The organism is Pseudoalteromonas sp. bablab_jr011, from assembly GCF_016464045.1.
In the GTDB taxonomy this organism is placed as follows: Bacteria; Pseudomonadota; Gammaproteobacteria; order Enterobacterales; family Alteromonadaceae; genus Pseudoalteromonas; species Pseudoalteromonas lipolytica.
This window is the reverse complement of record NZ_JACDWU010000097.1, coordinates 57,403-81,774: the sequence shown is the minus strand read 5'-3', so window position 1 is coordinate 81,774 and position 24,372 is coordinate 57,403. Positions and strand designations below refer to the sequence as shown.

Genomic DNA, 24,372 nt, shown 5'->3' with positions numbered 1-24,372 from the left:
TAATTCGAGCAAGGTGATACTTGCTCAAAAAAATATTTAGTTTCATTTAAACCTTTTGAATCCCTCCTTACGTCTAATACACTAAATTCACAACAATAATCATAAAGGACAACATCCAGGATGTTGATAGATGCAGAGCAAGCGTTTGCACAGCAAAGTGAGCACACCTTGATTGAGCGCGTAAAAAGCGGCGATCAAGTTGCCTATGCAGCACTTTATGAGTTGCATGTGAAACGTGTTTACAGCCTTTGTTTACGACTTATTGCAGATAAAGAGCACGCCGAAGATGCAACACAAGAAGTGTTTGTACAGTTGTGGCACAAAATCGCCAATTTTGATGGGCGCTCACAGTTTACGACCTGGTTACACAGCGTGACGAGTAATATTGCGATTAGCTATATTCGTAAACATAAAAACTGGTTACAGAAAGTCGTGAGCTTTGAGCAAAGTGGCATGGATGAACAAAGTGCAGCGGACTGTCAGGGTTTAAATGGCCTTGATAAATTAGTACTCAGATTGCCCGAACGAGCGCGTATGGTGTTTGTACTCCATGCAATTGAAGGCTATCGCCATGAAGAAATAGCCAGCATGCTTGATATGGCCGTTGGTTCAAGTAAATCGCAGTTTCACCGTGCAAGGCAGTTATTAAAAGAGTGGTATGAAAATGAGTAAGCCAGATTTTGAACAGTTTTTAAATGACTCGCTTAATCAACCTAAGCAAGATATCGGCCCAGATAAAAACTTATGGCCGGGTATTGAGCGTGCAATTGCTCACCCTACAGAGCAACAAGCTGAACAGTCACGTTTTACGTGGAATAAGCTTGCAGCCGTTGCTGCATGCTGTGTTGCGGCACTGCTTAGCGTGCAATTGTTTGTTGCTCAGACCGAGCCGAATACGATGATAGCCATGAGTGATTATTTTACGAAGCAAAAACAGGGCTTGTTGGTGCAATATCAGAATCAACCTGCACTTACCGACAATTGGCAGCAGCAGCTTAAAGAATTAGAAGAAGCAGAGAGTGCCATTAAGCAAGCACTGGAAAATGAACCTGAAAATCCTGCGTTATTACAAATGCTGTCGCAGGTTTATCAGCAACAACTTGATTTAATTAATAAGGTGCATGCACCTAAGTGGCAAACGATTTAGGAGTGATAACCATGAAACTACTCGCATTAACATTAGGATTACTGCCACTGATGGCAATGGCAGGACAAACAATCAATGAACAGGTTGATATACCTGCGAATAAGCGCATTTTTATTGAAAACCAACGTGGTGATGTGCGTATTGAAGGGTGGGATAAACCGGTGTTAAAAATCGAAGGTGAATTAGATAATAAAGCCGACGGTTATCGTTTAGATGTGGAAGGAAGCCGCGTCGAGTTTATTGTCAAAATGCCACGTAACATAAGTGGCTGGAACAAAGGCGACGGTTCACGTTTAACGATTTATATGCCAAAAAGCAGTGAGCTCGAATTTGCTGGGGTGAATGTGACCGTCAGTGCCAAAGAGCTGGCAGCAGGCGCCGACATTGATACTGTGAACGGTGATATAACGGTGCAGGATATTAGCGGTAACATGAGTTTTGAAACGGTAAATGGTGATGTCAATGCGATTGACCTAAACGGTGATATTCGTTTTGAAACGGTGAATGGTGAAATTAATGATAAAAACTCACAAGGTACGCTGCGTTTTACAGCAGTAAATGGCGATATCAAGTCAAAAACCAAAGCCGAAGATGTGCGCCTTGAAAATGTAAACGGTAATATCGACTTTGCATTTGATGCAATTAAAAAACTACGTATCAATACGGTGAACGGCGAAGCCGAAGTGCATATTAATAAATTACTCACCGGTGCAAATGTGCGCTTTGAATCTGTTAGTGGAGATGCAGAGTTTTACTTCCCAGCTGACGTATCAGCCCAGTTTGAAATAGAAGCACATGCAAACGGCAAAATTGTTAATGAGCTAAGTGATGATAAAGCAATAAAAGCGAAGTATGGGCCATCGAGTGATCTTGAGTTTAGTGTCAATGGCGGGAACGCTGATATTGAAATGGATACCATTAGTGGTCGCATAGAACTGCGCAAACAAAAATAATCACTAAGGTGAGCGTCATTAATCTAAGCACTGAGTAATATGTCTAGTTACCAAGGTTTAGCTTAATTACAATAAAGCGGGAAGATTTCCCGCTTTTCTATTTGCACAGCCTTTGCAAGTCGATAGAATAGAGCCATTCAATTTAAGTTTTGTGAAGATATGGCTAAACCAGATAAGCAAGTCGATACGTTAAAAGTTCCTCCCCATTCAATTGAAGCTGAGCAATCTGTTTTAGGTGGTTTAATGCTTGATAATCAAGCGTTTGACCGTGTTGCTGAGTTGGTTGTCTCGCAGGATTTTTATACCCGCACACATAAGTTGATTTTTGAAGCGATGGTGAGTCTTGCAGAAGCAGGCGACCCGATTGATTTGATCACCATTTCTGAAAGCTTAGAAAAAAATAATCAGCTGAGCAATGTGGGTGGCTTTGCTTACCTTGCTGAAATCGCAAAAAATACTCCCAGTGCTGCCAACATCGACGCATACGCAAATATCGTTCGTGAACGTGCCGTTATTCGTGAAATGATTGGTGTTGCAAACGAAATCGCCGAAGCGGGCTTTAGTCCAGAAGGACGCACAAGCCATGATTTGCTCGATTTTGCAGAAAGTAAAGTATTCAAAATTGCAGAGCAACGTACTAAAAGTACCGAAGGTCCACAAAGCTTACACAGCATTCTAGAAAAAACGGTTGATAAGATTGAAGAATTATATCAATCGCCACAAGATGGTGTAACGGGTGTAAGTACAGGGTATGCCGATCTAGATAAAATGACCGCGGGTATGCAGCCTTCAGATCTGATTATTGTTGCTGCACGTCCATCAATGGGTAAAACCACGTTTGCGATGAACTTAGCTGAACATGCGGCAATGACGCAAGACAAACCCGTGCTTATCTACTCACTAGAGATGCCGTCAGAACAAATTATGATGAGGATGCTTGCCTCACTCGGTCGTATTAACCAAACTAAAGTACGTACAGGCCAATTAGATGATGATGATTGGGCTCGCCTCTCTTCAACCATGGGCTTATTGATGGAAAAAGGGAAGATGTATGTTGACGATGCATCGGGCCTTACACCGACCGATGTACGTTCGCGTGCACGTCGTATCGCACGTGATCATGGCGGTATTAGTATGATCATGGTCGACTACTTGCAGCTAATGCGCGTTCCGAGCTTATCTGATAACCGTACCTTAGAGATTGCCGAAATCTCGCGTTCATTAAAAGCCCTTGCCAAAGAGCTACAATGCCCTGTAATTGCCCTGTCGCAGCTTAACCGTACGCTAGAGCAACGTGCTGATAAACGGCCAATCAACTCTGACTTACGTGAATCAGGCTCAATCGAGCAGGATGCCGACTTAATCATGTTTATTTATCGTGATGAAGTGTATAACGAAGACAGTGCCGAGAAAGGGGTCGCTGAAATCATAATCGGTAAGCAACGTAATGGGCCTATCGGTAAAGTGCGTCTTACGTTCCAAGGTCAATTCTCACGTTTTGATAACTACGCGGGCCCAGCTATGGATGACGAATATTAATGCGCTTAGCCATCGCCGAAATTAATCTAAAAGCACTGGCTAATAACTTAGCGCAAGTGAAGCACTTTGCGCCCGATTGCAAGGTGATGGCGGTGTTAAAGGCCAATGCATATGGCCACGGTTTGGTTAAAATTGCCCAGCACCTAAGTGCCGCTGATGCATTTGCAGTGGCACGTATTGATGAAGCATTAGCGCTGCGGGCGGGAGGTTTAACAAAACCAATCGTTTTACTTGAAGGCTTTTTTCATCAAGACGATTTACCTATTTTGCTAGCGAATAACTTTCAGACCATTATTCATGATGAAAATCAATTGGCTGCACTTGAAAGTGCCACGTTGGATGCACCGATAGCGTGTTGGTTAAAAATTAATACAGGGATGCACCGTTTAGGGATTGCACCATCACAATTTGAATCGTTTTATCATCGTTTAAAAGCAAGTGACAATGCACGTGATGATATTAAATTAATGACGCATTTTTCGTGTGCTGATGATGTAAACGATGAGAAAACCACCCAGCAAATAGCGTTATTTGATTCATTAACGGATGGCAAAGCTCAGCAGCACTGTTTAGCAAACTCAGCGGGTATTTTAGCATGGCCGCATGGGCATGGTGATTGGGTTCGCCCAGGGTTAATGCTTTATGGTGTCTCGCCGATGCTAAATGGCGTGGGTAAAGAACACGGTTTAGCGCCAGTGATGCGTTTAACAACACGCGTTATTGCGATTCGCGATGTTGATGCGCAGCAGTGTGTTGGTTACGGAGGCCGTTGGTGCAGTGATAAGCCAACCAAGCTTGCGGTTGTCGCGATGGGATATGGTGATGGCTATCCTCGCCATGCACGACAAGGCACACCGGTGATCATTAAATCACAACGCTATGGTATTGTCGGCACCGTCGCGATGGATATGATAACAGTTGATATTGGCGATAATGGCGACAATATTCAAGTGGGTGACGAAGTAATCATGTGGGGCCCAGAGCTGCCTGTCGAAGAAATAGCGCAGTGTGCTAGTACCATACCTTACGAGCTACTGTGTAATATTACTCCGCGAGTCAGCTATGAGTATCAAGAGTAACGAAGCACGTTACTCTTTAATAAAATAGATGTCGCTAAAGCCCATTTTTGCAAACTCTTGATCACGAAAATTACGCACTGCCGCAGAGCCTTTTGAGGTCATTTCTATTTGTTGTTCCATCTTTAAATAATTGCTTAAGTCAATTCCCTCAGCTGCCGCAATGGCGTGGTACATGTCGCGGTACTTGTCTTTAGAAAAGTTGATTTCGCGAGGTTGGTTTTTAAATGTGTATGTAATGCGGCGTGCCATAATGACTCCTCTTAATTTATAGGGCTGATTTTACACTAAATACGAGCCTTAGCCATGACTTGTCGCTATAAGCGGGTTACAATGCGACACTGTTAAAAAACTCGGTAGCTTAAAATGAAACTTTCTGTAGAGATTAGTAAATACCCACTTCATCAAGATTACATTCCATTTATTAAAGGCTTTATTGACCGCGTAAACAGCTATGATGGCCTTAAAGTGATTACTAATACGCTATCTACACAGATTTTTGGTGATTACGACTTAGTCATGTCTGTACTTAACACTGAAATTAAGCGCTCTTATGAAGAGTTTGGTAAAGCAATTTTTGTTTGTAAATTTTTACACGGTGATTTGTCGCCAAGCGATGATTAAGTAATCGATAACGACGGCGTGATATGGAATTTTTAACCGAAACTTTCTCTGGCTTTACGGCAATGTCGCACTGGGAATATATTGCAGTGGCGTTGTCGATGGCGTACTTGTTGCTCGCGATTAAAGAGAGCTTATGGTGTTGGCCTGCCGCGTTTGCAAGCACCTTTATTTACACCGTAATGTACTGGAATGGCGCACTATTGATGGAGTCGCTGCTTAACTTATACTACATGTACATGGCTGTGTATGGGTGGGTAATTTGGCGACGAGGTTTAAACCATAAAGACCGGTTGCCGATTGTTTCGTGGTCATTAAAAAAGCATGTCGTGATCTTATTTACTACCTCATTAGCCTCGGTGGTGATTGGTTTCATCATGACCAATTACACGCATGCAGATTTTGCATATTTAGACAGCTTTACCACCTGTTTTGCTGTGGTTACAACCTACCTTGTCGCCAAAAAAGTTCTTGAAAATTGGCTATACTGGATTGTTATAGATGCGGCTTCCATGTATTTGTACTTTGAAAAAGGGTATTACCCGACCTTGGTGCTGTTTGTGTTTTATACCATTATGGCAGCGTGGGGGTTTAAAACCTGGTATGAAGAGTATGAGCAACATCAAGCTAAGCCATTAGCTCAACTTTAAATGAAAACAGAACAACAAATAAACGCGCTATTTTCGCGTTTTGATCCCGCGTTAACGATTACGTCAATCAGTCCATTGGTTGAAGGGTTAAGTAACGATAATTACTTAGTAAAAACAGCGACCAATAGCTATTTGGTAAAACATTATCGCGACCATTGGCCTGCACTAGGCTTGGCTGCTCAAACACATTTTGCTAAACAAAGTTGCTGCCCAGCGCCTCTTTGGCTAGAACAAGCCACAGACACGGCTATTTTCGATTATGTTGAAGGTCGTATTGCCAGCGGCGATTTTTGTGACAGTTTACTGCCAGATTTAGTCAATCTGCACCTGTATCCCTTGCTCACAGAGCCAATGGACATCGCTTATGAAATTAATTGTTATCAACACACCACTCGCTACCAACAGCATCTTACATTAATAGAAGAGTCACTCGCTTATATTGCTAATGCACCAAAAGATATGGGCTTTTGCCATAATGATTTGGTTAAAGAAAATATCATTGTGAATAATAGCGGTATGTTTTTAATTGACTTCGAATATGCCAAAAGTAATGATGTTTATTTTGATTTGGCAGCCTTAGTAGTCAGTTTTCAGCTGAATACTGAACAACAGCAAGCTTTGCTTGAACAATACCGAACACTTGTATCAGCCCACCACGAATTTACCCTTTCGCTCAACAAGCTGGCGGCATTTCAGGGGCTATTTTTATTATTGTGTATTTGTTGGTACGAGCAAAGAGGGGCAATGGATAAAGTGGCGCCACTGCTTGTGCAGCTTCACCACTTCATTAAACAGCAAAAACGCTAAAGGCCACCAATTCGCTCGGCAAGCTCTTTGTATTTTTTTACATCATCGTGTTCGAACAAAGGCTCACCTTTGTCATCTTGTGATTTCGAGATCAGTAAATGTTCGCGAGCAAGTCGTTTCACGCGTTCTACTTTTACACCTAAAAATTCTGCAACTTGCTCTGTTGACATTAAACTCATGATCAAATTCCCACCTTGTTATTAATTTTATAAGTATACGTTAATACCGTGGTTCTGCCTTAATGTGAAGTGTTTTAATGAAAATTGCTGAATTTATAAGCATGTAAAGTGTTCAATGCTAGCATTTATAGCAAGATGCCATTATCATTGCCGGGTTGTCATGCTGATATCGCGAGTTGGTACTGACAACGACAAATGTGCTCTCGTGGTGAAATGGATATCACGTGGCCCTCCGGAGGCTGAGTTGCAGGTTCGATCCCTGCCGAGAGCGCCATTTGCTCCTTCTTTTGTTATTTTCTACACTGTTTATATCCTTTTTATCTTCATGATTTTAAAACATGACTTATCAACCCATTGCATGTGGTGATTACGACCAATTCGAATTGTGGTGTATGCACTCAATAGACTTACAGATTACATTGCACTCAGGCGAGCAAGTAAATGGCAAAGCGATTAACTTACAGATTATAAGTCCTGAAGGTGAGCACTTAATTTTGAGCACAAAAAAAGGCGAACACGGCGTTCGCCTTGATTTAATCAAATCTGTTGAGCCACGCTAAGGTAGGCTTATAACCACTTTTTATTCTTAAAGTAGATACCAATACCAACGGTAAGGACCACTAAGAAGATTAAAAATAGGCTAAATGCATACGGACTTTCCGTGCCCGGAATGCCGCCCACATTGACACCAAGTAAGCCCGTTAAGAAGCCTAATGGTAAAAACAATGCTGCAACGACCGACATCACATACATACGCTGATTAAGTTGTTCAGACACTTGGTTAGCAATAGTCTGTTGAATAATTTGTGCACGTTCAATTGAGCTGTCTAGCTCTTCTAAAAAGCGAATCAACATATTGGTTGTTTCGTTTAAACGGGCTTTGTCGTCTTCATCTAACCACTTGTATTTGTTGTTTAACAACGTAATAAGGGCCTCTTTTTGTGGCCTTAAATAGCGTTTTAGGGCGATGGTCTGACGGCGCATTTGTGCTAAAGCTTGGTTATCAAAACCTTTGCTTGGCTCATCAATTTCGTCTTCAAATATATCCAACGTGTCATCAAGGCTATCAATGACCCCTTGCATACGCGATGTAAGATTTTGCGCTAATTGACACACAAGCTCTGAAATTGAACATGGACCGTTACCGTCATCAAATGTTGCAACAACATCTTGCACTGAGAGTAAACGGCGTTTGCGGGTTGTGATAATAACGTTTTCGTTTATAAATAAGCGCAAAGACACCATGTCTTCTGGGCTTTGTGCGGGATTTAAATTAACGCCACGTAAAAAGAGCATCGAACCGTTGGTTACTTTTGTTAGGCGTGGACGCGTCTCATCCGCAATCAGGGATGCTAATTCATAGTCAGTCAGGAAATTACTGTCAGCAAGCCACTTTACAGCGTCAGCTTGGCTGTAATCCATATGAACCCAAAGTTTTCCATGTTCGGGTTGCCAATTCTCCAGCTCGGTACTATTGTCAATAGCACGTGCACCGCCTTGCTCGTCTAAAATTAAGACATGAAGTAACCCATTGATCATATTGAACTCTCATTTTACAAATAGTGCGATATAGTTGAGTATATACATTAGTATAGTCAAGACTATATTAATGAAATCGATTTATCGATGAGATGAATATATTTTGTTGGTGTTTCTAGCTCTGTAGCGTATAAGACACTTTTTTATAGAGGGCACATTAATGAGTGCAAAAATTATCGTTGGCTGGCGCGAATGGCTAAGCCTTCCTGATTTAGGAATTGATAAAATCAAAGCAAAAGTGGACACGGGGGCGCGTACATCGTGTATTCATGCTTTTGATATTGAAGAGTTTTCAGAAAATGGCGAAAACTGGGTGAAATTCACAACCCAGCCTCTGCAGGATGATGTGGATACTGTGGTCCACTGTCGTGCAAAAGTGATGGAGCGTAAGTATGTGACCAGTTCAAGTGGTCAAAGAGAGCTTCGTTACTTTATAGAAACAACGTTAGTCGCAGGAAGCCAAAGCTGGCCCGTTAGAGTGACTTTAAGTAACCGTTCAACAATGAAGTTTAGAATGTTGTTAGGGCGTACAGCAATGGAAAATCGCATAGTCGTCGATCCGGCTTTATCTCATTTATTATAAAAGGCGCTCATAGCACGCTCAGTGTGTGAGTTTGTCAGTAAAGGTTTTAACTATGAAACTTGGTATTTTATCTCGCAACCAAAACTTATATTCAACACGTCGCTTAATTGAAGCAGCTGAGCAACGTGGTCATGAAGTAAAAGTGATTGATGCATTGCGTTGTTATATGAACATTAATTCTGATCAACCAGAAATTCATTACCGCGGCGAAAATTTAAAAGATTTTGATGCTATTGTTCCGCGTATTGGCTCGTCAGTGACTTTCTATGGGTGTGCAGTATTACGTCAATTTGAAATGATGGGCGTGTTCCCTGTAAATGAATCAGTGGCTATTTCACGCTCTCGCGATAAATTACGTTCATTACAGCTATTATCGCGTAAAGGTGTAGGCATGCCTGTCACAGGGTTTGCAAGCAAGCCTGATGATGTTAAAGACTTACTAAGTATGGTTGGCGGTACACCGGTGGTTATTAAGTTACTAGAGGGTACACAAGGCATTGGTGTTGTGTTAGCCGAAACGCGCAAAGCTGCAGAAAGTGTAATCGAAGCTTTCATGGGCTTAAAAGCGAACATCATGGTGCAAGAGTACATCAAGGAAGCGGGCGGTGCAGATATTCGCTGTTTCGTTTTGGGCGATAAAGTAATCGCAGCGATGAAGCGTCAAGCACAAGAAGGTGAGTTCCGCTCTAACTTACACCGTGGCGGCAGTGCGACATTGGTTCGCATTACCCCTGAAGAAAGAAAAACAGCCGTTGCTGCAGCAAAAGCAATGGGCTTAAACGTAGCGGGCGTTGATTTACTTCGCTCAGCACGAGGACCATTAGTGATGGAAGTTAACTCATCGCCGGGTCTTGAAGGTATCGAAGTCGCTACGGGTAAAGATATTGCAGGCATGATTGTTGATTTTATTGAAAAAAATGCAGCAACGAAAAGAACTGCAACACGTGGTAAAGGCTAAGATTTACAAGCGCTCTAGTAAAAGGAAAAGTGCGTGGCAAAGGTTAAGAAAAATACTCCGTTTTCAATTTTAGGTGATACGGTTGGTGTGGGTGAACGTAAAACGTTTTCGATTGAAGCAGCAAAGCTTTATACCCACTCACCACTTAATATTCCAATTGAAGTCGTTAATGGGGTCCAGCAAGGGCCTGTGTTAATGGTATGCGCGGCAATTCATGGTGATGAGCTCAATGGTGTTGAGGTTGTAAGGCAATTGCTCGCAAAAATTGAGCCTGAACAATTACGCGGCACAATTATAGCGGTGCCAATAGTGAATGTATTTGGCTTTATCCATAAGTCGCGTTATTTACCTGACCGTCGTGATATGAATCGCAGTTTTCCTGGTTCAACACGGGGGTCATTAGCTGGGCGAATGGCGAATGCCTTTTTCTCGCAGGTGGCAATGCACTGTACGCACATTATTGATTTGCACACTGGTGCGATTCATCGTACTAACTTACCGCAAATTAGGGCTAACTTAAGTGATCCTGATACCGCGGCTATGGCAAAAGCATTTGGTACACCAGCGGTGATAGACGCCTCATTACGCAATGGCTCTTTACGCAGTGAAGCGGCTAATTTAGGTATTCCAGTGATAACCTACGAAGCGGGTGAAGCGCTGCGATTCGACCCCATTGCGATTGCAGCCGGTGTGCAAGGCGTTGATTATGTTATGCGTCATTTAAAAATGGTGCGTGGTAAGCGGGCGAAAAAACTCCCAGAGCCAGTGATTGCAAGTTCAACAAGTTGGGTGCGTGCAGAGGTTGATGGTATTGTCCGTGCGCAAGTATCCCTTGGTGAGCGCGTCATGAAAGGGCAAGTGCTCGCTTATATCAGCAGTCCACTTGGTGATGCTGAGCTTGAGCTATTAGCGCCACGAAGTGGCATTGTAATTGGCCAGCAAACCATGCCGCTTGTAAATGAGGGCGATGCGGTATTCCATCTTGCTTACTTTGCGCATGCGAATAGCTTGGTAGAGCAACAGCTAGAAACCTTTATTGACGAAATAAGCGATATTGAAGACGAGCTTAAAACGGCTGAACTCAATAATTAGTTGCTGACATCGTCAATACATAAAATAAAAGCCGCATTTGCGGCTTTATTTTTTGGGTCCCAGAATACGCTTTGTTGATTGCGTTTTACTCGGAGTAGGGGCTTTATTGAGTACCATTACTGGGCGAGTAACAAAAATATTATTGGGGTAAATAACCTTGTGACCATCGACATGCTCAAGCACCACGTTCATCAAACCCATTTCAATGATACGTCCCTCTAAAAAGTTTGCGCCATCGATGACACGTATCCAATAGCCCACACGACAGTCGTTTTGAATGAACATTAATAAAAAGGCGGTTAAATTACTCAATAACGACCACGCTGCGAATAGGGCGACACCTAACATAGCAAATAGTGATGAACCTAAAACTAATAAACCGCGCAGCTCAATGCCCCAAAATACTAACACTAGGCACAGCATTACAATGGCGAGAATAATGTTTAGTAGCAGTTCTGCACGATAAACACGATGAGGGTCTGCTTTACCTTTGATGGCTTTTAACAGCAGTTTCTTTGTGGTTTTTCTTAGTAATGGGTAAAGTAAAATCGCGATAATCGTCACGATTAAATGGTATTGCTCGTTAAAGAGTGTTTCGAAGTCCAAGGGGGATCCTACATTAATGTTAAGCGTCGAGATTTTAGCTCTTTACTAACCGAATAACACTATCTTAGAAAGTATTTTTAACGGTGACAAGCCATTGCACAGAATCAATGTCGCTGTCCTTTTTGTTGATAGGCGCAGCAATATCGAGGTGAATGACTGTTCCGGCATTTGCTCGACTGGGTGCTAACCGTAAGCCAACACCGATATTTTGCAGTACATTACCATTCGTGCCGTTATCTTTGTCGTTATACCAAGCGCGGCCGATGTCGTAAAAAGCCGCGCCACCGACTTTAAATAGTTGCAGTAAGTCATATTCCCAATAATAGCGTTTTTCGAGACTTACTAAAAAGCTACGATCGCCAATTTGATAATCAAGCGGGTAGCCACGTAAACCATTTTCGCCGCCAAGGGTGAGTTGTTTATCGGCTGTTAGGTTTTTGGCATATTGCAGGCGCACTTTGGCATACCAGCTTTGTTGTAAACTGGTATTCAAATAGTATTGTACTTGGCTACTGGTTATGAGATTTTCGACATCGTCTTATTCTTCGTTCCAATAACCATCTATATCAGCTTTAAAGCGCCATAGCTGATTATCTCCGCTGTAATGGGCTTTTGACAGAGACAAAGAATAAATAGTCCGGCTGGCATCATCGCTAAAATCTTTACTTGAATAACCCAGTAATGCTTGAATATTCCAGCCAAGATTTAGGTCTTCAGTACGATAAATACTGTCGAAATTTCTTACTTTTACATAATGGTCTTCGAACCATTGCGCACTGATGAACGGGTAACTTAGGCTGCGATCATCTGCGATAGGTAACTGGGTGGCAGCAATGGCTTTAAAGGTGTCTTCACGGTTTTCTATTCCTAAACTGATTCGTTGTGTCCAGCTTCGGGCAAGTTGACTTGAATGTCCAAAGTAAGCGCGATTGAGGGTGGTTTTTTGCTCGAACTCACTGACAACTTCGCCGCGATAATAGAGTGGCTCACGGCGCTGGTCTGAGTAACTAGTTGCACCGTAACTGTAAGGAGTATCAATTGAGTAGAATGGGTAACTAACATCGATGTAATGGCGTTTACCATCATCGTTATCTGAATATTCGAGTCGACCACGGTAGCGACTCGAAAAGATATTAGGGTCATCGTATACAAATAAATACCCGGTGCGGTCTGCATCGTGCGTACGCGAGAAAGACACCCGTTTACCCCAGCCTAAAAAGTTTGATTCACGAAAGCCTATACTTGATTCGTTTTCACCGCCGCTGCGACTAAAGCTAATTTCGGGCAGCAAAGTCCACAAGTCACGCGTAACGACTTTAACATTCACGTTGCCGTCGCAATCAAGTTCAGCATGAATGCGTGCATCGTATAAATAACCTTGTTTACGCAAGAGTCGTTCTGATTCTAGTAACTTACGAGGTTGATAAATATCCCCTTCTGAAAACAGCAGTACACTGTGAATCACTTCGGGTTCGGTTGTCATATGAGCACGATTCGCAAAGCGAAATAACGCGTTGTTTTCTTCTTCAAGTGCGGTATTGAACACATTGAGCTGTTCAAGCTTAATGGAAGTGATTTTGCGGTTATCGCCGGCTTCGGGGAGGGGATTGTCAGTATCGAGCTGGCGACGTAAGTTGTTGTCTTGCGTTTTAAGAGTGCGTTGGTTGTGACAGTAGTTATTATTGTCAGCGAGTACCTGCTCTGCATAGGCATGCGATGTTACGCTAAGTAACACCATTGGTAAAATCTGAGCAACAAAGTGCGACTGCTTAAATCCCATTTACACCCTTAGTTGTTTATTTGCTATGCAACTACTACATACTAAGCGTGAGAAAAAGTCTAGCTTATTATTGTAACTGCATGACTAAATACTGATGAAGTTTTGGCAAAACACTCGCCGCTTCAACGCCTTCAGCGTTTATCCAAACACTTTCGCTATAATGTTCAAAGTTTAGATTAAAACTATGATCTGTAAAGTGAAACCTTAACTGATGACGATCGGCACCGGCATCAAAGTCTGCAATTTTAATTGCGGGGGCGTGCAAAAAGAGGGTAGCCCACAGTTCAAAATCTTCATCGTTAGGCAGGTCGCGTGAGTTAATGACAATTATTTCATACTCGGCGTCATAAATAAGGTTAGTCATTGTAATCCTAGTGGGCGGCGAGGTAGTCGCGAATGGTGTTTAAAAAAGGAGAACCGTACTTGTTTAGCTTCGTAAACCCCACGCCTGATACTTTTAAAAATTCGCTATCATTGGTCGGCATGAGCTGTGCCATTTCAGCCAGCGTTTTATCATTGAAAACGACATACGGAGGAACGTCATCCGCATCAGCCAACTCCTTACGCAGAGCTCGTAATCTAGCAAACAGCTTTTTGTCGTAATTAAATTGCGCGAGTTTATCTTGATAAACGTGTTTGGCTTGTAAGCGTGGCTCGGCTAATTGCAGGGCGTATTCACTTTTAAGTACTGCACGAGCTGCTTCGGTTAAGCGCAGTGAAGAGCCCTGAGTTATATCTTGGCTTAATAAGCCTTGGTGAATAAGCTGCCTTAAAATGCTTAGCCAAAACTCCACACTGTGATCTTTGCCTATACCGTAAGTGCTCAGCTGGTGGTGATTATTATCGCGGATACGGCTGGTATTTGCCCCGCGCAGCAATTCAACAATATAACCAATACCAAAACGCTGCTCTGCACGATATACGCACGAGAGTGCTTGTTGCGCGACCAACGTGCCGTCAAAGCTTGTCGGTGGATTTAAGCAAATATCGCAGTTGCCACAGGTTTCACGTTTGTACTCGCTAAAATAGTTGAGCAGGATTTGTCTGCGACATGTTTGGGCTTCAGCAAAGCTGGCCATCGCATTAAAGCGTTGCTCTTCTACTCGGCGGCGTTGCTCATCTTCGATATCTTCAAAAAAGCGACGAACGCGTCCTATGTCGGCCGGATCAAAATACATTATCGCTTCAGCGGCTAAGCCATCACGACCAGCACGGCCTGTTTCTTGGTAGTAAGCTTCAACACTTTTAGGAATATCGTAATGCACAACAAAGCGTACATTAGGTTTATTAATTCCCATACCAAAGGCAACCGTTGCTACTACAATTTGAATATCGTCACGGGCAAAACCTGACTGCACAAATTGTCGTTGTTCGTTACTCATCCCCGCATGATAAGCCGCGGCATTAAAGCCTGCATCAGCGAGTTTTTCGGCAACATCATCAACACGTTTACGGCTGGTGCAGTAAATTATTCCACTTTGGTTTTGCTGCTCTTTTAAATAACGCAGCAGCTGCACCATGGGTTTGAATTTTTCTTCGATGGTGTAACGAATATTGGGCCTATCAAAGCTGCCTGTGTGTACGTAAGGCTGATTAAGCTGTAGCTGCTCAATAATATCGTAACGTGTCGCTTTATCGGCTGTGGCAGTTAATGCCATCATCGGAACATGCATAAAGCGCTGTTTTAGCTCATTAAGCCGACAATAGTGAGGCCTAAAATCATGGCCCCAATGCGAGACACAGTGTGCTTCATCAATAGCAAACAGAGCGAGTTTTAGGTGACTAAGGCGCTCTAAAAATTCGTGTTGTAAGACTTTTTCAGGTGCAACGTACAACAGTTTTATTTGCCCGTAATGCAGTTGCTGGTACACCGCTTGCTGCTCTTCGAATGGCAGACTGTTGTTAATATAAGCGGCCTGAACGCCCAGTGCTTTGAGTTGTGCAACTTGGTCTTGCATTAATGAAATAAGCGGCGAAATGACGACAGTGACACCATCAAGGATCAAGGCGGGTACTTGATAGCAAAGTGATTTTCCCCCACCTGTTGGTAACAAGACGAGCGAGTCTTGTCCGTCAAGCGCTGCGGCTATAATCGCTTCTTGACCATCACGAAAATCCTTGTAACCAAACACTTGTTTGAGTACGGCTTGTGGTGATCGAACGGGGGTGTTAGTCATTGCGGTATTGGTATTCATCGCCGAGCATTTTAGTGTTTTTTTTGGATGATGTCTGTAGCAATATACCTAAACGACCTCAATATGCAGAATTCAGCGTTTCACAGGTGCTTAATATCAAGGCGTTACTTTGCAACAATGGCAGTCCCTTTTAAGAAGTAACAACGATGAGAGTAAGTGCCTGTAGAGCGCCCAAAGGGTTGGTTTAAAAGCGATTTATACTGCGTTATTGATTTTAACAATAGAACCACTATTACTTGCAATCAATGTCTTGCCTAAATCGCTTTTAATTCCAACTGAAACTCGCATCTTGAGGTGGTTTGGGTATACATGGGTTTATTTGCCGCGTTTTAGTTGCGCCAGTAAATAGGCGGCGTAAAATAGTGTTTTTAATCTATAAAGCCTGACTTATGCCTACCAATCTTGAACAGCGAAAAGGGGTAATTTTCGCATGTTTAGCGTTTTTTATGTGGGGCTTAGCACCCATTTATTTTAAACTTTTACAGAATATATCTGCCTTTGAAATCTTGATGCACCGTGTTATTTGGTCGGTGTTATTTTTGTTGATCATTATTGCTGCACGCCATCAATGGCAGCGCATTCGCGTTGTATTAGGTCAGCCTAAGTTGCTCCTAATGCTGGTGGTAACGGCCAGTTTGCTTGGCTTTAACTGGGGCTTGTTTATTTGGGCGGTAAACAATAACCACATGCTCGATGCGAGTTTGGGTTATTACATAAACCCACTTTTAAATGTGTTGTTAGGTATGCTGTTTTTAGGTGAGCGACTGCGTAAATGGCAAGGCGTAGCCGTTGGCCTTGCATTATGCGGTGTATTATTACAATTGCTCAGCTTTGGCTCTTTTCCAATCGTGGCTTTTTCTTTGGCAGGCTCGTTCGCTATCTATGGCTTACTGCGTAAAAAGCTGCCTATCGAATCGCTGCCAGGGTTATTACTTGAAGCGTTAATTTTACTGCCTGTTGCTCTGGTTTACTGGTGGTTAATGGTGCCCACAGCCAGTTCTGATTTTACTGCCAATGATTGGCATATCAATCTGTTACTTATTAGTGCAGGTGTGGTGACCACGTTGCCTTTGCTGTGTTTTACAGGCGCTGCTAAACGTTTGCAGTACAGTACATTGGGCTTTTTTCAGTATATTGGTCCAAGTTTAATGTTTGTGCTTGCAGTGGCATTTTATGGCGAAGTATTTGATGCTGAAAGGGTGATAACGTTTGCGTGTATATGGAGCGCGCTGGCTTTGTTCAGTTGGGATTCGTACCGTCAAAGCCGTAAGCAGCGTAAAGCATCATTAAAAGCAGTGACTAAACCTATTTAATATCAGCTCACTAACTTGTTACGGCCAGTCTCTTTGGCTTGATAGAGTTTTAAATCGGCCTGTTTTATCAGTTCATCAATGCTGTAAACAGGCCCATTATGAAATCCGATAGATAGCGTAAATGTAATGTTGTCACGACTAAATTCCGCGCTGTGTTTTTCGATGAAATGGCGAAATTTTTCTAATCGTTGCTGTGCTTGTTGCGGATCATTATCAGCAAAAAAGACAGCAAACTCTTCTCCGCCTAAGCGTCCGACTAAATTATCTTTAAAGTACTTAAGTAGGCACCGTGACAGGCATTTGAGTACATCATCACCTGAGTCATGACCGTACTTGTCGTTAATTGATTTAAAGTAATCGATATCAATCATGCCGAGTGAGACCGATTTTTTTGCCGCGTGTGCCGCTTTTAAATGCTGACTCGCCTCGCCAAAGAAATAGCGGCGGTTAGGCAATGATGTTAGGTAGTCGGTATTCGCTTGTAAGCGAATCGTTTTAATATTTTCTAACATGTCGACGTTTTGGCTTAAGCGACAATAAAACTCTTCGTTATTAAAGGGCTTACTTAAATAATCGTCAGCGCCAGACTTTAAAAAACGCGTTGATAAATGCAAGGTATCTTGTGCTGAAATACCAATTATGGCTTTTTCGTCATTGTTATACAGGCGACGAATTTCGACACAGAGCTGATCGCCATTCATATTAGGCATTTCGTTATCAGTAATGATCACAGAGATTGAGGGGTTTTCTGCTAAGACTCGCAGTGCATCTACGCCATCTACCGCTTCAATAACTTGGTACTTATGTCGTGCGAGTAGATTACAAATGTGACGGCGAGTTGCGGGGGAGTCATCAACCACTAAAACCAATATTTGTTCATTACGCGGTAGGCGAGTCAGTTGTTTTTCTAAGTATTGATAGGCTTGTTTATTTTCTTTGGTGATGTAATCAATGATAGGATGCTTTTCGACCGTGTTTCGGGTTTTTTCGTCTAAATTGCCGGTCATAACGATGGTAGGAATGTCGGCATCGACGCTGCAGGGGATGGCTTCACCGTTGGGTGCATCTGGAAGGATAAAATCAACAACGGCGCAAAAATAGTTATTTTCAGCAATAAGTTGTTTAGCTTCAGCTAACGATGTTGCGATGTCTGCTTCAAACCCTACTTTATGCGCGATATGCTTTTGCACTCGCGCAATAGTAGGTGCATCTTCAATGATTAATATTTTTCTGGTCACGTTTTACCTTGTAATAACTTTATCGCGTAGCGTAAGTTATTACATGTTGTAACTCTAAAAAGTTAAAAAAGCAACTTGCTTACAAACTATCCGACTCAGAATAATAATCAACGCTTTGTGGTGTCGGGCTCGCGATACGAGAACGACCGAACAAAGTATGAAACTTAGTTTTGCAGGTAGTTTGTTTTAGGTATTTTATCCAAGCGCGCTCAATTGGGTTGGTTGCTTCTAGGTTACCTGTGACTACTTGCACAAATTGAGTTTGAAATTCATTTTGTGGTTCTAGGGTTTTGTTGTATAAACCCTTTAGTACAACACCATGCTGTTCGAGAATGTCGGCTTCTAGCAAAGTGAAGTGACCACTACGACCAAAACCGCGTGGGAAGTTTTGATCATCATAAAATTGACGTTGGCTTACGAATGCCTGACGAAGTGATGAAATGTCATTGCTCATGGCTGTATCCTCATACCCTATTTTCTTGCAGGAGTATGGATCAAGTTGTCGATTTTATTAAACAAGTTATTTTTATCGTAAGGGTAAAAAATGGATATCGATTTATTAAAGACCTTTGTTGAAGTGGTGCGCACACGTCACTTTGGTAAGGCAGCTGAAAACCTGTACATTACCCAGTCTGCTGTGAGTTTTCGGATCCGTCAATTAGAGCAAGGTTTAGGCGTTAATTTATTTATTCGTCAGCGTAATAATATACAGCTAACAGCGCCGGGTGAACGACTCTTACCTCACGCACAAATGATTATCACCGGCATGCAAAGGGCTAAAGTCGATGTGGCACTTGCTGATAATATGCATAAGCAAATTAGTTTAGCAGGCACTCCGAATATTTGGGATGCTTTTTTACAGTTTGGGATCACGAATATTGTCTCGGCAATGCCGGGAGTTTCATTGGTTGCTGAAGTGAAGGCGCAGCAAGAGAGCACGCGTTTATTACTTGAGCGCACACTCGATTTAGCCGTGCTGTTCGATCCCCCTAAAGTAGATGAGTTAATTGTTGAGCGTATTTGTGAATTGCCGATCATTCCGGTGAGTGCATACGAAACAGCAAACAGTGAGAACTTTTTTGATAACCAGTATGTGTATGTAGACTGGGGCACCTCGTTTTCGTTATGGCATGCTCGTGAGTTTAATGGTCACGCTCCTCCTTATTTTAGAACCAGCACCGGGCGTATTGCCTTAGACTTAATTTTGAAGTGTGGCGGTAGTGCCTTTATTCCTCAGTTATTAGTCGAGGAGCAGCTTAAAGCGGGTGAGCTATATCATGTTGAAGATGTGGCGCATACCTCGCGAGATGTGTTTGTTGCCTACCACAGAGATAATGAACAAACGCCACTATTAGAGAAATTGGTGACTTTATTGACTGAATTAAAAATTAAAGCTTAAAAAATTTTAAACGATGCTTTAAATAAAATTTTATTTTGCAGTAGTAAGTTACGTTTTTATTTCAGAAATAATTACATTTCATGAAGGTAAATTTACGATTTTATTTCAATTGTCATTTTTCTGTCATTTTTCGCTGGCAAACTGCCCGCATTGAAACACGAGCACGTGTTTTTGTTGCGATTATTGAGGAAACGACATGAAATTTGCAAAGTCTAGCTTATTCTTAGCTTTATTTGGTGGTTTATCTTTTTCAGCATTAGCGGATGTTGATGTGTATGGTAAAGCAAACGTGACTGTTCAATCATCTGACGATGGTGAAGGGTCTTTCACTGAAATCAAAAGCAATAACTCACGTTTTGGCCTGAAAGGCTCTGAAAAAATAACTGAAGGCTTAGAAGCTGTTTATAAACTAGAGTTTGGTGTTGACGTATCTGACGCTGATTCAAAAGGCGACAATGATGACAACATCACTGCACGTAACCAATACGTAGGTGTTAAAGGTGGCTTTGGTCAGGTTGTGATTGGTCGTAACGACACAGCAATGAAGCTATCTCAAGGCAAAATTGATTTATTCAATGACCTTGAAGGCGATATTAAAAATGTATTTAAAGGTGAAAACCGTTTAGGTAATACGATTTCTTACGCATCTAACGATTTCAGTGGCTTTAAAGTGCTTGCAACCTATATTGCAGAAGATGATGTTGATGCAGATAACGGTTATTCACTTGCAGTTACTTACGGTGACGCTCAATTAAAAGACAGCAAACTGTATGCCTCTGTTGCAGCAGATAGTGAAGTGAAAGGCTACGATATTGTACGTGCAACCGTACAAGGTAAAGTCGGCAACTTTAAACTAGGTGCTATGTACCAAACACAAGAGAAAGTGGATGGCAGCGCAGAAGCGGATGGTTACTTGGTGAATGCGGCGTATAAAATGAATAGCAACACGTTCAAAGTTCAATACCAAGTGATTGATTTTGATGAAGGCGATAAGAAAACGGCTATCTCTGCTGGTGTTGATCACACGCTTAGCAAAAACACCAAAGTATTTGGTTTCTACTCAACATTTGATATGGACAACCAAGTGGATCAAGATTACCTAGGCGTTGGTATTGAATACAAATTCTAACCGTTCACACGGATAACTCCCTTATTTTAAGCCCTGCATTGATGCGGGGCTTTTTTATGCGAGCGCGTAATCTGATTTGCCTGCTAACCAACGTGTAATTAGCTTGTTTGATTGCTCTGGGTAGTCGGTTAACATTTTAAAGGCAATAGGTCTGACATGGGCCAGCGTCTGTTTGTCGCGATTAAGGTCGGCGATTTTAAATTCGGCTAAACCGGTTTGCTTGGTGCCGAGCACTTCACCTGGACCACGGATTTCAAGGTCTCTTTCGGCAATAACAAAGCCGTCATTACTTTCGCGTAATACACCTAAGCGTTTTTGTGCTGTTGCAGATAAAGGCGCGTGATAAAGAAGAACACAGTGCGATGCTATCGCCCCTCGACCAACACGGCCTCTTAATTGATGTAATTGCGCAAGTCCTAAGCGTTCGGGGTTTTCAATGATAATCAGGCTGGCATTCGGCACATCAACACCCACTTCAATCACCGTTGTCGCGACTAAAACATGAATATTACCCGCTTTAAACTCACTCATAATCGCTTGCTTTTCAGCGGCTTTCATTCGGCCATGTACTAAGCCGACATTTAGCTCGGGCAGGGCTTCTTTTAATTGTGCTGCGCTGTCCTCTGCTGCTTGGCACTGCAATACCTCAGACTCGTCAATAAGCGTACAAACCCAATACACTTGACGGCCTTGTGCTGTGCAGGCTGTTCTGACTCGTTGAATGATTTCCTCACGGCGAGTATCTGGAATGGCAACGGTTGTGATAGGCGTTCGACCTGGCGGTAATTCATCAATTACAGAGGTTTCTAAGTCTGCATACGCGGTCATAGCCAACGTGCGTGGGATAGGTGTGGCTGTCATAACCAGTTGGTGGGGATAACAGTCGCCAAAACGCCCTTTTTCACGCAGTGATAATCGTTGGTGCACACCAAAGCGATGTTGCTCATCAATAATGATTAAGACAAGGTTATTAAATTCGACCTGCTCTTGGAACAGCGCATGAGTGCCAACAATCATTTGCGCCTCACCCGAGGCTATTTTTTCAAGTGTGGCGGTGCGCTCTTTTCCTTTACTTTTGCCTCCAAGCCATGCGACTTCAATGCCCAAGTTGTTAAACCATTGGCTAAAGTTGATACCATGCTGCTCAGAAAGAATTTCGGTCGGAGCCATTAAGGCAACTTGGTAGCCTTCGCTAATTGCTGTTAGCGCACTGAGTGCGGCAACAAGGGTTTTTCCTGAGCCTACATCACCTTGAACAAGGCGCATCATTGGGAAAGGGTGTTGAAGATCGCCCTTGATCTCAGCCACAACTCGGCTTTGTGCCGTGGTAGGACTAAATGCCAGTGTCGACAAAAACTCTGTCTCTAGCGGGTTATGAGGCTTTAATGCAATAGCTTTTACACTTTGGCCTTTTTGGCGTAGCTTCAACAAGCTTAAATTTTGTGCGAGCAGCTCTTCAAATACTAATCGTTGCTGAGCAGGGTGAAAGCCTTGCTCAAGCGCCGTTAAATCGACATCGTTTTGCGGGCGATGCAAGGTCAAAAGTGCTTCACTTAAGCGCATGCCAGTGGGTTGAAATTGTTCTGGCAGTAATTCTTCAACGGGATATTTAGCAAGTAAAGCTAAGGCTTGGTCGCTTAAAGCGCGGATAGATAGCTGCTTAAGGCCTTCAGTAACAGGGTAAACGGGTGTTAGGGTGGTGTTCGTCGGTTGTTCTGATGGTGTGTCTGACAAACTGTATTCAGGGTGGGTCATTTCAAACCCAACCCGACCACGGCGTATTTCACCAAAACAGCGAATAATTTTACCAGCGCTGAGCGCATTTTTTTGTGCCGCACTAAAATTAAAAAAACGCAGCGTTAAACGACCTGTGCCATCGTTAACTTGGCAAACCAGCATGCGTCTTTTGCCAAATGTAATTTGGCTGGTTTCAATTGTGGCCTCGACACTCACATGGCTGTGTGGCTGTAATTCACAAATGGGGTGAATGCGAGTACGGTCTTCATAGCGGTGCGGTAAATGAAACAGCATATCTTGCACTGTATGAATCCCAAGCTTAGCAAGGCGCTCGGCCATTTTGGGGCCAACGCCTTTTAATTCAGTTATCGGGTATAACGCTAAGCTACAATGACTCAATGGAGACTCAAATTATTAATTAGTAAACTTTTTTCAGTTTACTGTGAGTCGTTAGTGGCTTCAAGCGATTGCGTATGTTTTAAAATCTGCCAAAAGTCATCATCAGCGACTATTTCTCCACTTTCATCAAGCGCGGGGTAAGGCAGTTCTTTTTCGCGGCATTGCTTTGCAATAATAGGGTGGCATCCCTCAAATAAAATACGGTGTTTTATGCTGTCATCTAACATATTACGTTCATACAGACCGGCTTCTTCGCGTTGGCGCTGTGCTTCAAACAAAATTAATGCGGCTGCAACGGATACATTGAGCGATTGCACCATCCCTTGCATTGGAATAATGATGTGTTTATCAGCATGCTCAAGTGCGCGAGGCGAAATTCCATCACGCTCTTGGCCTACAATCACAGCCGTTGGTTTGGTGTAATCAATTTCGCGAAAGTCGACCGCATCGTCACTGAGGTTAGTTGCTAAAATTTGCACTTCTGGATTATGGGCTCGCATCATCGCTACGGCGTCGTCTATGGTGCGATGCAAGTGCGTTTCTAACCAATTTTTGCTGCCACCAGAGGTGTTATTGGTTAGCCATTTTTGATTGTCAGGCCACACTGCGTGCACATGATGACAGCCTGTTGCGTCAGCGGTACGGGCAATGGCTGATAAATTATGATGCTTGTGTACTTCTTCTAAACAAACCGTTAGGTCCGTTTGGCGGCGTTCTAACACCTGTTTTACACGCTCAAAGCGAGTTGTATCCATAGTTGTGTGCTCGTTGACGGATTCTAATTGGCGCTGATTATACCCAGTATAAGGCTAGGGCACTACCGCTCTACTTATTGGGTTTTGTAACGAAATAAGCGTTTCAGTTGATTGAATGGCCTCTATGGCTTGAATTTTATTGATCAACACATCCTGTAAGTGGTCAATAGAGCGCGCCATTACTTTGATAAATATACTGTAGTTACCCGTGGTGTAGTAGGCCTCAACCACTTCTTCTAGCTCTTTTAGGTGCAGCAAGGTGTCTGGGTAATCACGGGCATTATTGAGATTAATACCAATAAAACAGCAGACATCGTAACCGAGTTGCTTTGCATTAATTCTCACTTGGGTGCCGGTGATAATACCGGCTTGTTTCATTTTTTCGACGCGAACATGAATAGTGCCGGCACTGACGGCAAAGCGTTTGGCTAATTCTGCGTATGGGGTGCGTGCATTTTCCATTAATGCGTTGAGGATGTTTTTATCGAGATTATCGATTTGATAATTTTCCATGAATTAACCGAGTTGTAATTATTGATTATCTAAAATTTATAGCATTATTTTTACGATAATTGCAATGTTAAGTTCTTTTTGTTGCGGGTTATTGAAAATAATCTTCATTTGGTTGAGGATTGTTTTAACGAAGAGATTTTAGTTCTCTATAAGCAAGTAACAAT

At 42.7% G+C, this 24,372-nt stretch carries 26 protein-coding genes, 1 tRNA gene and 1 pseudogene; 16 read left to right on the top strand and 12 right to left on the bottom strand.

Annotated features, from left to right (window positions below; translation table 11 throughout):
- Positions 1 to 120 precede the first annotated feature (120 nt).
- The 5 genes from JIG41_RS04015 (at position 121) to alr (ending at position 4,718) form a co-directional block, all read left to right on the top strand.
- The gene (locus JIG41_RS04015) at positions 121 to 672 is read left to right on the top strand and encodes an RNA polymerase sigma factor (RefSeq protein WP_036973104.1); all 552 of its coding nucleotides are present in this window, start codon (positions 121 to 123) and stop codon (positions 670 to 672) included.
- Entirely contained in the window at positions 659 to 1,147 is a 489-nt protein-coding gene (locus JIG41_RS04010; RefSeq protein ID WP_083202712.1) for a hypothetical protein, read from the top strand. The genes JIG41_RS04015 and JIG41_RS04010 overlap by 14 nt, the downstream gene beginning before the upstream one ends.
- Positions 1,148 to 1,158: 11 nt before the next feature.
- Positions 1,159 to 2,100 carry a DUF4097 family beta strand repeat-containing protein gene (locus JIG41_RS04005; protein WP_199524285.1) on the top strand — a complete coding sequence of 314 codons (942 nt, stop codon included), beginning with the start codon at positions 1,159 to 1,161 and terminating at the stop codon, positions 2,098 to 2,100.
- Positions 2,101 to 2,259: 159 nt separating this feature from the next.
- Positions 2,260 to 3,639, top strand: a complete 1,380-nt coding sequence (gene dnaB, locus JIG41_RS04000; RefSeq protein WP_036973100.1) for a replicative DNA helicase — start codon at positions 2,260 to 2,262, stop codon at positions 3,637 to 3,639.
- Positions 3,639 to 4,718: an alanine racemase gene (gene alr, locus JIG41_RS03995; RefSeq protein ID WP_199524284.1), complete on the top strand. Its 1,080-nt coding sequence runs from the start codon at positions 3,639 to 3,641 to the stop codon at positions 4,716 to 4,718. The genes dnaB and alr overlap by 1 nt, the downstream gene beginning before the upstream one ends.
- 9 nt (positions 4,719 to 4,727) lie before the next feature.
- Here the strand turns inward: alr and JIG41_RS03990 are convergent, their stop codons facing one another.
- A complete protein-coding gene (locus tag JIG41_RS03990) occupies positions 4,728 to 4,967 on the bottom strand; it encodes a DUF2960 domain-containing protein (RefSeq protein ID WP_036973096.1) in 240 nt (79 codons plus the stop codon).
- A 114-nt stretch (positions 4,968 to 5,081) separates the two neighbouring features.
- Between JIG41_RS03990 and JIG41_RS03985 the strand changes: the two genes are divergently transcribed.
- Genes JIG41_RS03985 through JIG41_RS03975 form a run of 3 tightly spaced genes read left to right on the top strand, consistent with a single transcriptional unit; the run spans position 5,082 to position 6,793 of the window.
- A complete protein-coding gene (locus tag JIG41_RS03985) occupies positions 5,082 to 5,339 on the top strand; it encodes a YkoF family thiamine/hydroxymethylpyrimidine-binding protein (protein WP_036973093.1) in 258 nt (85 codons plus the stop codon).
- Between the two features lie 23 nt (positions 5,340 to 5,362).
- Entirely contained in the window at positions 5,363 to 5,986 is a 624-nt protein-coding gene (gene pnuC, locus JIG41_RS03980) for a nicotinamide riboside transporter PnuC (protein ID WP_036973092.1), read from the top strand.
- Entirely contained in the window at positions 5,987 to 6,793 is an 807-nt protein-coding gene (locus JIG41_RS03975; RefSeq protein WP_065978322.1) for a phosphotransferase family protein, read from the top strand.
- On the opposite strand, the gene JIG41_RS03970 is transcribed toward JIG41_RS03975, so the two are convergent.
- Positions 6,790 to 6,972, bottom strand: a complete 183-nt coding sequence (locus tag JIG41_RS03970; protein ID WP_036973088.1) for a hypothetical protein — start codon at positions 6,970 to 6,972, stop codon at positions 6,790 to 6,792. The genes JIG41_RS03975 and JIG41_RS03970 overlap by 4 nt on opposite strands.
- A 199-nt stretch (positions 6,973 to 7,171) precedes the next feature.
- Here JIG41_RS03970 and JIG41_RS03965 point away from each other — a divergent pair.
- A tRNA-Arg gene (locus tag JIG41_RS03965) sits at positions 7,172 to 7,246 on the top strand.
- Between the two features lie 64 nt (positions 7,247 to 7,310).
- Positions 7,311 to 7,532 carry a Rho-binding antiterminator gene (locus tag JIG41_RS03960; RefSeq protein WP_199524283.1) on the top strand — a complete coding sequence of 74 codons (222 nt, stop codon included), beginning with the start codon at positions 7,311 to 7,313 and terminating at the stop codon, positions 7,530 to 7,532.
- A gap of 7 nt (positions 7,533 to 7,539) precedes the next feature.
- Here JIG41_RS03960 and zntB read toward each other — a convergent pair whose 3' ends face one another.
- The gene (zntB, locus tag JIG41_RS03955; protein ID WP_036973083.1) at positions 7,540 to 8,511 is read right to left on the bottom strand and encodes a zinc transporter ZntB; all 972 of its coding nucleotides are present in this window, start codon (positions 8,509 to 8,511) and stop codon (positions 7,540 to 7,542) included.
- 160 nt (positions 8,512 to 8,671) lie between these two features.
- On the opposite strand from zntB, the gene JIG41_RS03950 reads away from it, so the two are divergent.
- Genes JIG41_RS03950 through JIG41_RS03940 form a run of 3 tightly spaced genes read left to right on the top strand, consistent with a single transcriptional unit; the run spans position 8,672 to position 11,144 of the window.
- The gene (locus tag JIG41_RS03950) at positions 8,672 to 9,094 is read left to right on the top strand and encodes an ATP-dependent zinc protease (protein ID WP_036973081.1); all 423 of its coding nucleotides are present in this window, start codon (positions 8,672 to 8,674) and stop codon (positions 9,092 to 9,094) included.
- A gap of 52 nt (positions 9,095 to 9,146) precedes the next feature.
- Positions 9,147 to 10,052 carry a 30S ribosomal protein S6--L-glutamate ligase gene (rimK, locus tag JIG41_RS03945; protein ID WP_036973079.1) on the top strand — a complete coding sequence of 302 codons (906 nt, stop codon included), beginning with the start codon at positions 9,147 to 9,149 and terminating at the stop codon, positions 10,050 to 10,052.
- Between the two features lie 33 nt (positions 10,053 to 10,085).
- On the top strand, positions 10,086 to 11,144 hold the full coding sequence (locus JIG41_RS03940; protein WP_036973078.1) for a succinylglutamate desuccinylase/aspartoacylase family protein: 1,059 nt from the start codon (positions 10,086 to 10,088) through the stop codon (positions 11,142 to 11,144).
- 45 nt (positions 11,145 to 11,189) lie between these two features.
- On the opposite strand, the gene JIG41_RS03935 is transcribed toward JIG41_RS03940, so the two are convergent.
- The 4 genes and pseudogenes from JIG41_RS03935 to recQ all read right to left on the bottom strand — a co-directional run bounded on the left by JIG41_RS03935 (position 11,190) and on the right by recQ (position 15,725).
- Positions 11,190 to 11,750 (bottom strand): mechanosensitive ion channel domain-containing protein, encoded by a 561-nt coding sequence (locus JIG41_RS03935; RefSeq protein ID WP_036973077.1) that lies wholly within the window; start codon positions 11,748 to 11,750, stop codon positions 11,190 to 11,192.
- A 64-nt stretch (positions 11,751 to 11,814) separates the two neighbouring features.
- Positions 11,815 to 13,488 (bottom strand): annotated as a pseudogene (locus JIG41_RS03930) (BamA/TamA family outer membrane protein).
- Positions 13,489 to 13,597: 109 nt separating this feature from the next.
- Entirely contained in the window at positions 13,598 to 13,894 is a 297-nt protein-coding gene (locus JIG41_RS03925; protein ID WP_036973075.1) for a DUF3630 family protein, read from the bottom strand.
- A gap of 7 nt (positions 13,895 to 13,901) precedes the next feature.
- Positions 13,902 to 15,725, bottom strand: coding sequence for a DNA helicase RecQ (gene recQ, locus JIG41_RS03920; protein WP_036973074.1), 1,824 nt, complete (start codon positions 15,723 to 15,725; stop codon positions 13,902 to 13,904).
- Positions 15,726 to 16,114: 389 nt separating this feature from the next.
- Between recQ and rarD the strand changes: the two genes are divergently transcribed.
- Positions 16,115 to 17,038 (top strand): EamA family transporter RarD, encoded by a 924-nt coding sequence (gene rarD, locus JIG41_RS03915; RefSeq protein ID WP_036973073.1) that lies wholly within the window; start codon positions 16,115 to 16,117, stop codon positions 17,036 to 17,038.
- Between the two features lie 2 nt (positions 17,039 to 17,040).
- Here rarD and JIG41_RS03910 read toward each other — a convergent pair whose 3' ends face one another.
- Both JIG41_RS03910 and JIG41_RS03905 read right to left on the bottom strand, forming a co-directional pair.
- The gene (locus tag JIG41_RS03910; RefSeq protein WP_036973072.1) at positions 17,041 to 18,276 is read right to left on the bottom strand and encodes a diguanylate cyclase; all 1,236 of its coding nucleotides are present in this window, start codon (positions 18,274 to 18,276) and stop codon (positions 17,041 to 17,043) included.
- A 79-nt stretch (positions 18,277 to 18,355) separates the two neighbouring features.
- Complete coding sequence (locus JIG41_RS03905; protein WP_036973071.1) at positions 18,356 to 18,730, bottom strand: DUF413 domain-containing protein; 375 nt, start codon at positions 18,728 to 18,730, stop codon at positions 18,356 to 18,358.
- A 90-nt stretch (positions 18,731 to 18,820) separates the two neighbouring features.
- On the opposite strand from JIG41_RS03905, the gene JIG41_RS03900 reads away from it, so the two are divergent.
- Both JIG41_RS03900 and JIG41_RS03895 read left to right on the top strand, forming a co-directional pair.
- Positions 18,821 to 19,675 carry a LysR family transcriptional regulator gene (locus tag JIG41_RS03900; RefSeq protein ID WP_036973070.1) on the top strand — a complete coding sequence of 285 codons (855 nt, stop codon included), beginning with the start codon at positions 18,821 to 18,823 and terminating at the stop codon, positions 19,673 to 19,675.
- Positions 19,676 to 19,871: 196 nt separating this feature from the next.
- A complete protein-coding gene (locus tag JIG41_RS03895; RefSeq protein ID WP_074989355.1) occupies positions 19,872 to 20,804 on the top strand; it encodes a porin in 933 nt (310 codons plus the stop codon).
- 54 nt (positions 20,805 to 20,858) lie between these two features.
- On the opposite strand, the gene recG is transcribed toward JIG41_RS03895, so the two are convergent.
- The 3 genes from recG to asnC are packed head-to-tail and all read right to left on the bottom strand — an operon-like array spanning position 20,859 to position 24,208.
- A complete protein-coding gene (gene recG / locus JIG41_RS03890; RefSeq protein ID WP_074989356.1) occupies positions 20,859 to 22,940 on the bottom strand; it encodes an ATP-dependent DNA helicase RecG in 2,082 nt (693 codons plus the stop codon).
- A gap of 38 nt (positions 22,941 to 22,978) precedes the next feature.
- Complete coding sequence (trmH, locus tag JIG41_RS03885; RefSeq protein ID WP_074989357.1) at positions 22,979 to 23,695, bottom strand: tRNA (guanosine(18)-2'-O)-methyltransferase TrmH; 717 nt, start codon at positions 23,693 to 23,695, stop codon at positions 22,979 to 22,981.
- 54 nt (positions 23,696 to 23,749) lie between these two features.
- Positions 23,750 to 24,208 (bottom strand): transcriptional regulator AsnC, encoded by a 459-nt coding sequence (asnC, locus tag JIG41_RS03880; RefSeq protein ID WP_074989358.1) that lies wholly within the window; start codon positions 24,206 to 24,208, stop codon positions 23,750 to 23,752.
- Between the last annotated feature and the right edge of the window lie 164 nt (positions 24,209 to 24,372).

Coding starts and splice junctions, on each gene's coding strand:
- JIG41_RS03900 (WP_036973070.1), top strand. CDS start 18,821: ATGGATATCGATTTATTAAAGACCTTTGTTGAAGTGGTGCGCACACGT.
- JIG41_RS03925 (WP_036973075.1), bottom strand. CDS start 13,894: ATGACTAACCTTATTTATGACGCCGAGTATGAAATAATTGTCATTAAC.
- JIG41_RS04005 (WP_199524285.1), top strand. CDS start 1,159: ATGAAACTACTCGCATTAACATTAGGATTACTGCCACTGATGGCAATG.
- JIG41_RS03960 (WP_199524283.1), top strand. CDS start 7,311: ATGACTTATCAACCCATTGCATGTGGTGATTACGACCAATTCGAATTG.
- JIG41_RS04015 (WP_036973104.1), top strand. CDS start 121: ATGTTGATAGATGCAGAGCAAGCGTTTGCACAGCAAAGTGAGCACACC.
- trmH (WP_074989357.1), bottom strand. CDS start 23,695: ATGGATACAACTCGCTTTGAGCGTGTAAAACAGGTGTTAGAACGCCGC.
- rimK (WP_036973079.1), top strand. CDS start 9,147: ATGAAACTTGGTATTTTATCTCGCAACCAAAACTTATATTCAACACGT.
- JIG41_RS03950 (WP_036973081.1), top strand. CDS start 8,672: ATGAGTGCAAAAATTATCGTTGGCTGGCGCGAATGGCTAAGCCTTCCT.
- zntB (WP_036973083.1), bottom strand. CDS start 8,511: ATGATCAATGGGTTACTTCATGTCTTAATTTTAGACGAGCAAGGCGGT.
- asnC (WP_074989358.1), bottom strand. CDS start 24,208: ATGGAAAATTATCAAATCGATAATCTCGATAAAAACATCCTCAACGCA.
- JIG41_RS03990 (WP_036973096.1), bottom strand. CDS start 4,967: ATGGCACGCCGCATTACATACACATTTAAAAACCAACCTCGCGAAATC.
- pnuC (WP_036973092.1), top strand. CDS start 5,363: ATGGAATTTTTAACCGAAACTTTCTCTGGCTTTACGGCAATGTCGCAC.
- JIG41_RS03905 (WP_036973071.1), bottom strand. CDS start 18,730: ATGAGCAATGACATTTCATCACTTCGTCAGGCATTCGTAAGCCAACGT.
- JIG41_RS03975 (WP_065978322.1), top strand. CDS start 5,987: ATGAAAACAGAACAACAAATAAACGCGCTATTTTCGCGTTTTGATCCC.
- JIG41_RS03985 (WP_036973093.1), top strand. CDS start 5,082: ATGAAACTTTCTGTAGAGATTAGTAAATACCCACTTCATCAAGATTAC.
- JIG41_RS03895 (WP_074989355.1), top strand. CDS start 19,872: ATGAAATTTGCAAAGTCTAGCTTATTCTTAGCTTTATTTGGTGGTTTA.
- JIG41_RS04010 (WP_083202712.1), top strand. CDS start 659: ATGAAAATGAGTAAGCCAGATTTTGAACAGTTTTTAAATGACTCGCTT.
- dnaB (WP_036973100.1), top strand. CDS start 2,260: ATGGCTAAACCAGATAAGCAAGTCGATACGTTAAAAGTTCCTCCCCAT.
- rarD (WP_036973073.1), top strand. CDS start 16,115: ATGCCTACCAATCTTGAACAGCGAAAAGGGGTAATTTTCGCATGTTTA.
- alr (WP_199524284.1), top strand. CDS start 3,639: ATGCGCTTAGCCATCGCCGAAATTAATCTAAAAGCACTGGCTAATAAC.
- recQ (WP_036973074.1), bottom strand. CDS start 15,725: ATGAATACCAATACCGCAATGACTAACACCCCCGTTCGATCACCACAA.
- JIG41_RS03970 (WP_036973088.1), bottom strand. CDS start 6,972: ATGAGTTTAATGTCAACAGAGCAAGTTGCAGAATTTTTAGGTGTAAAA.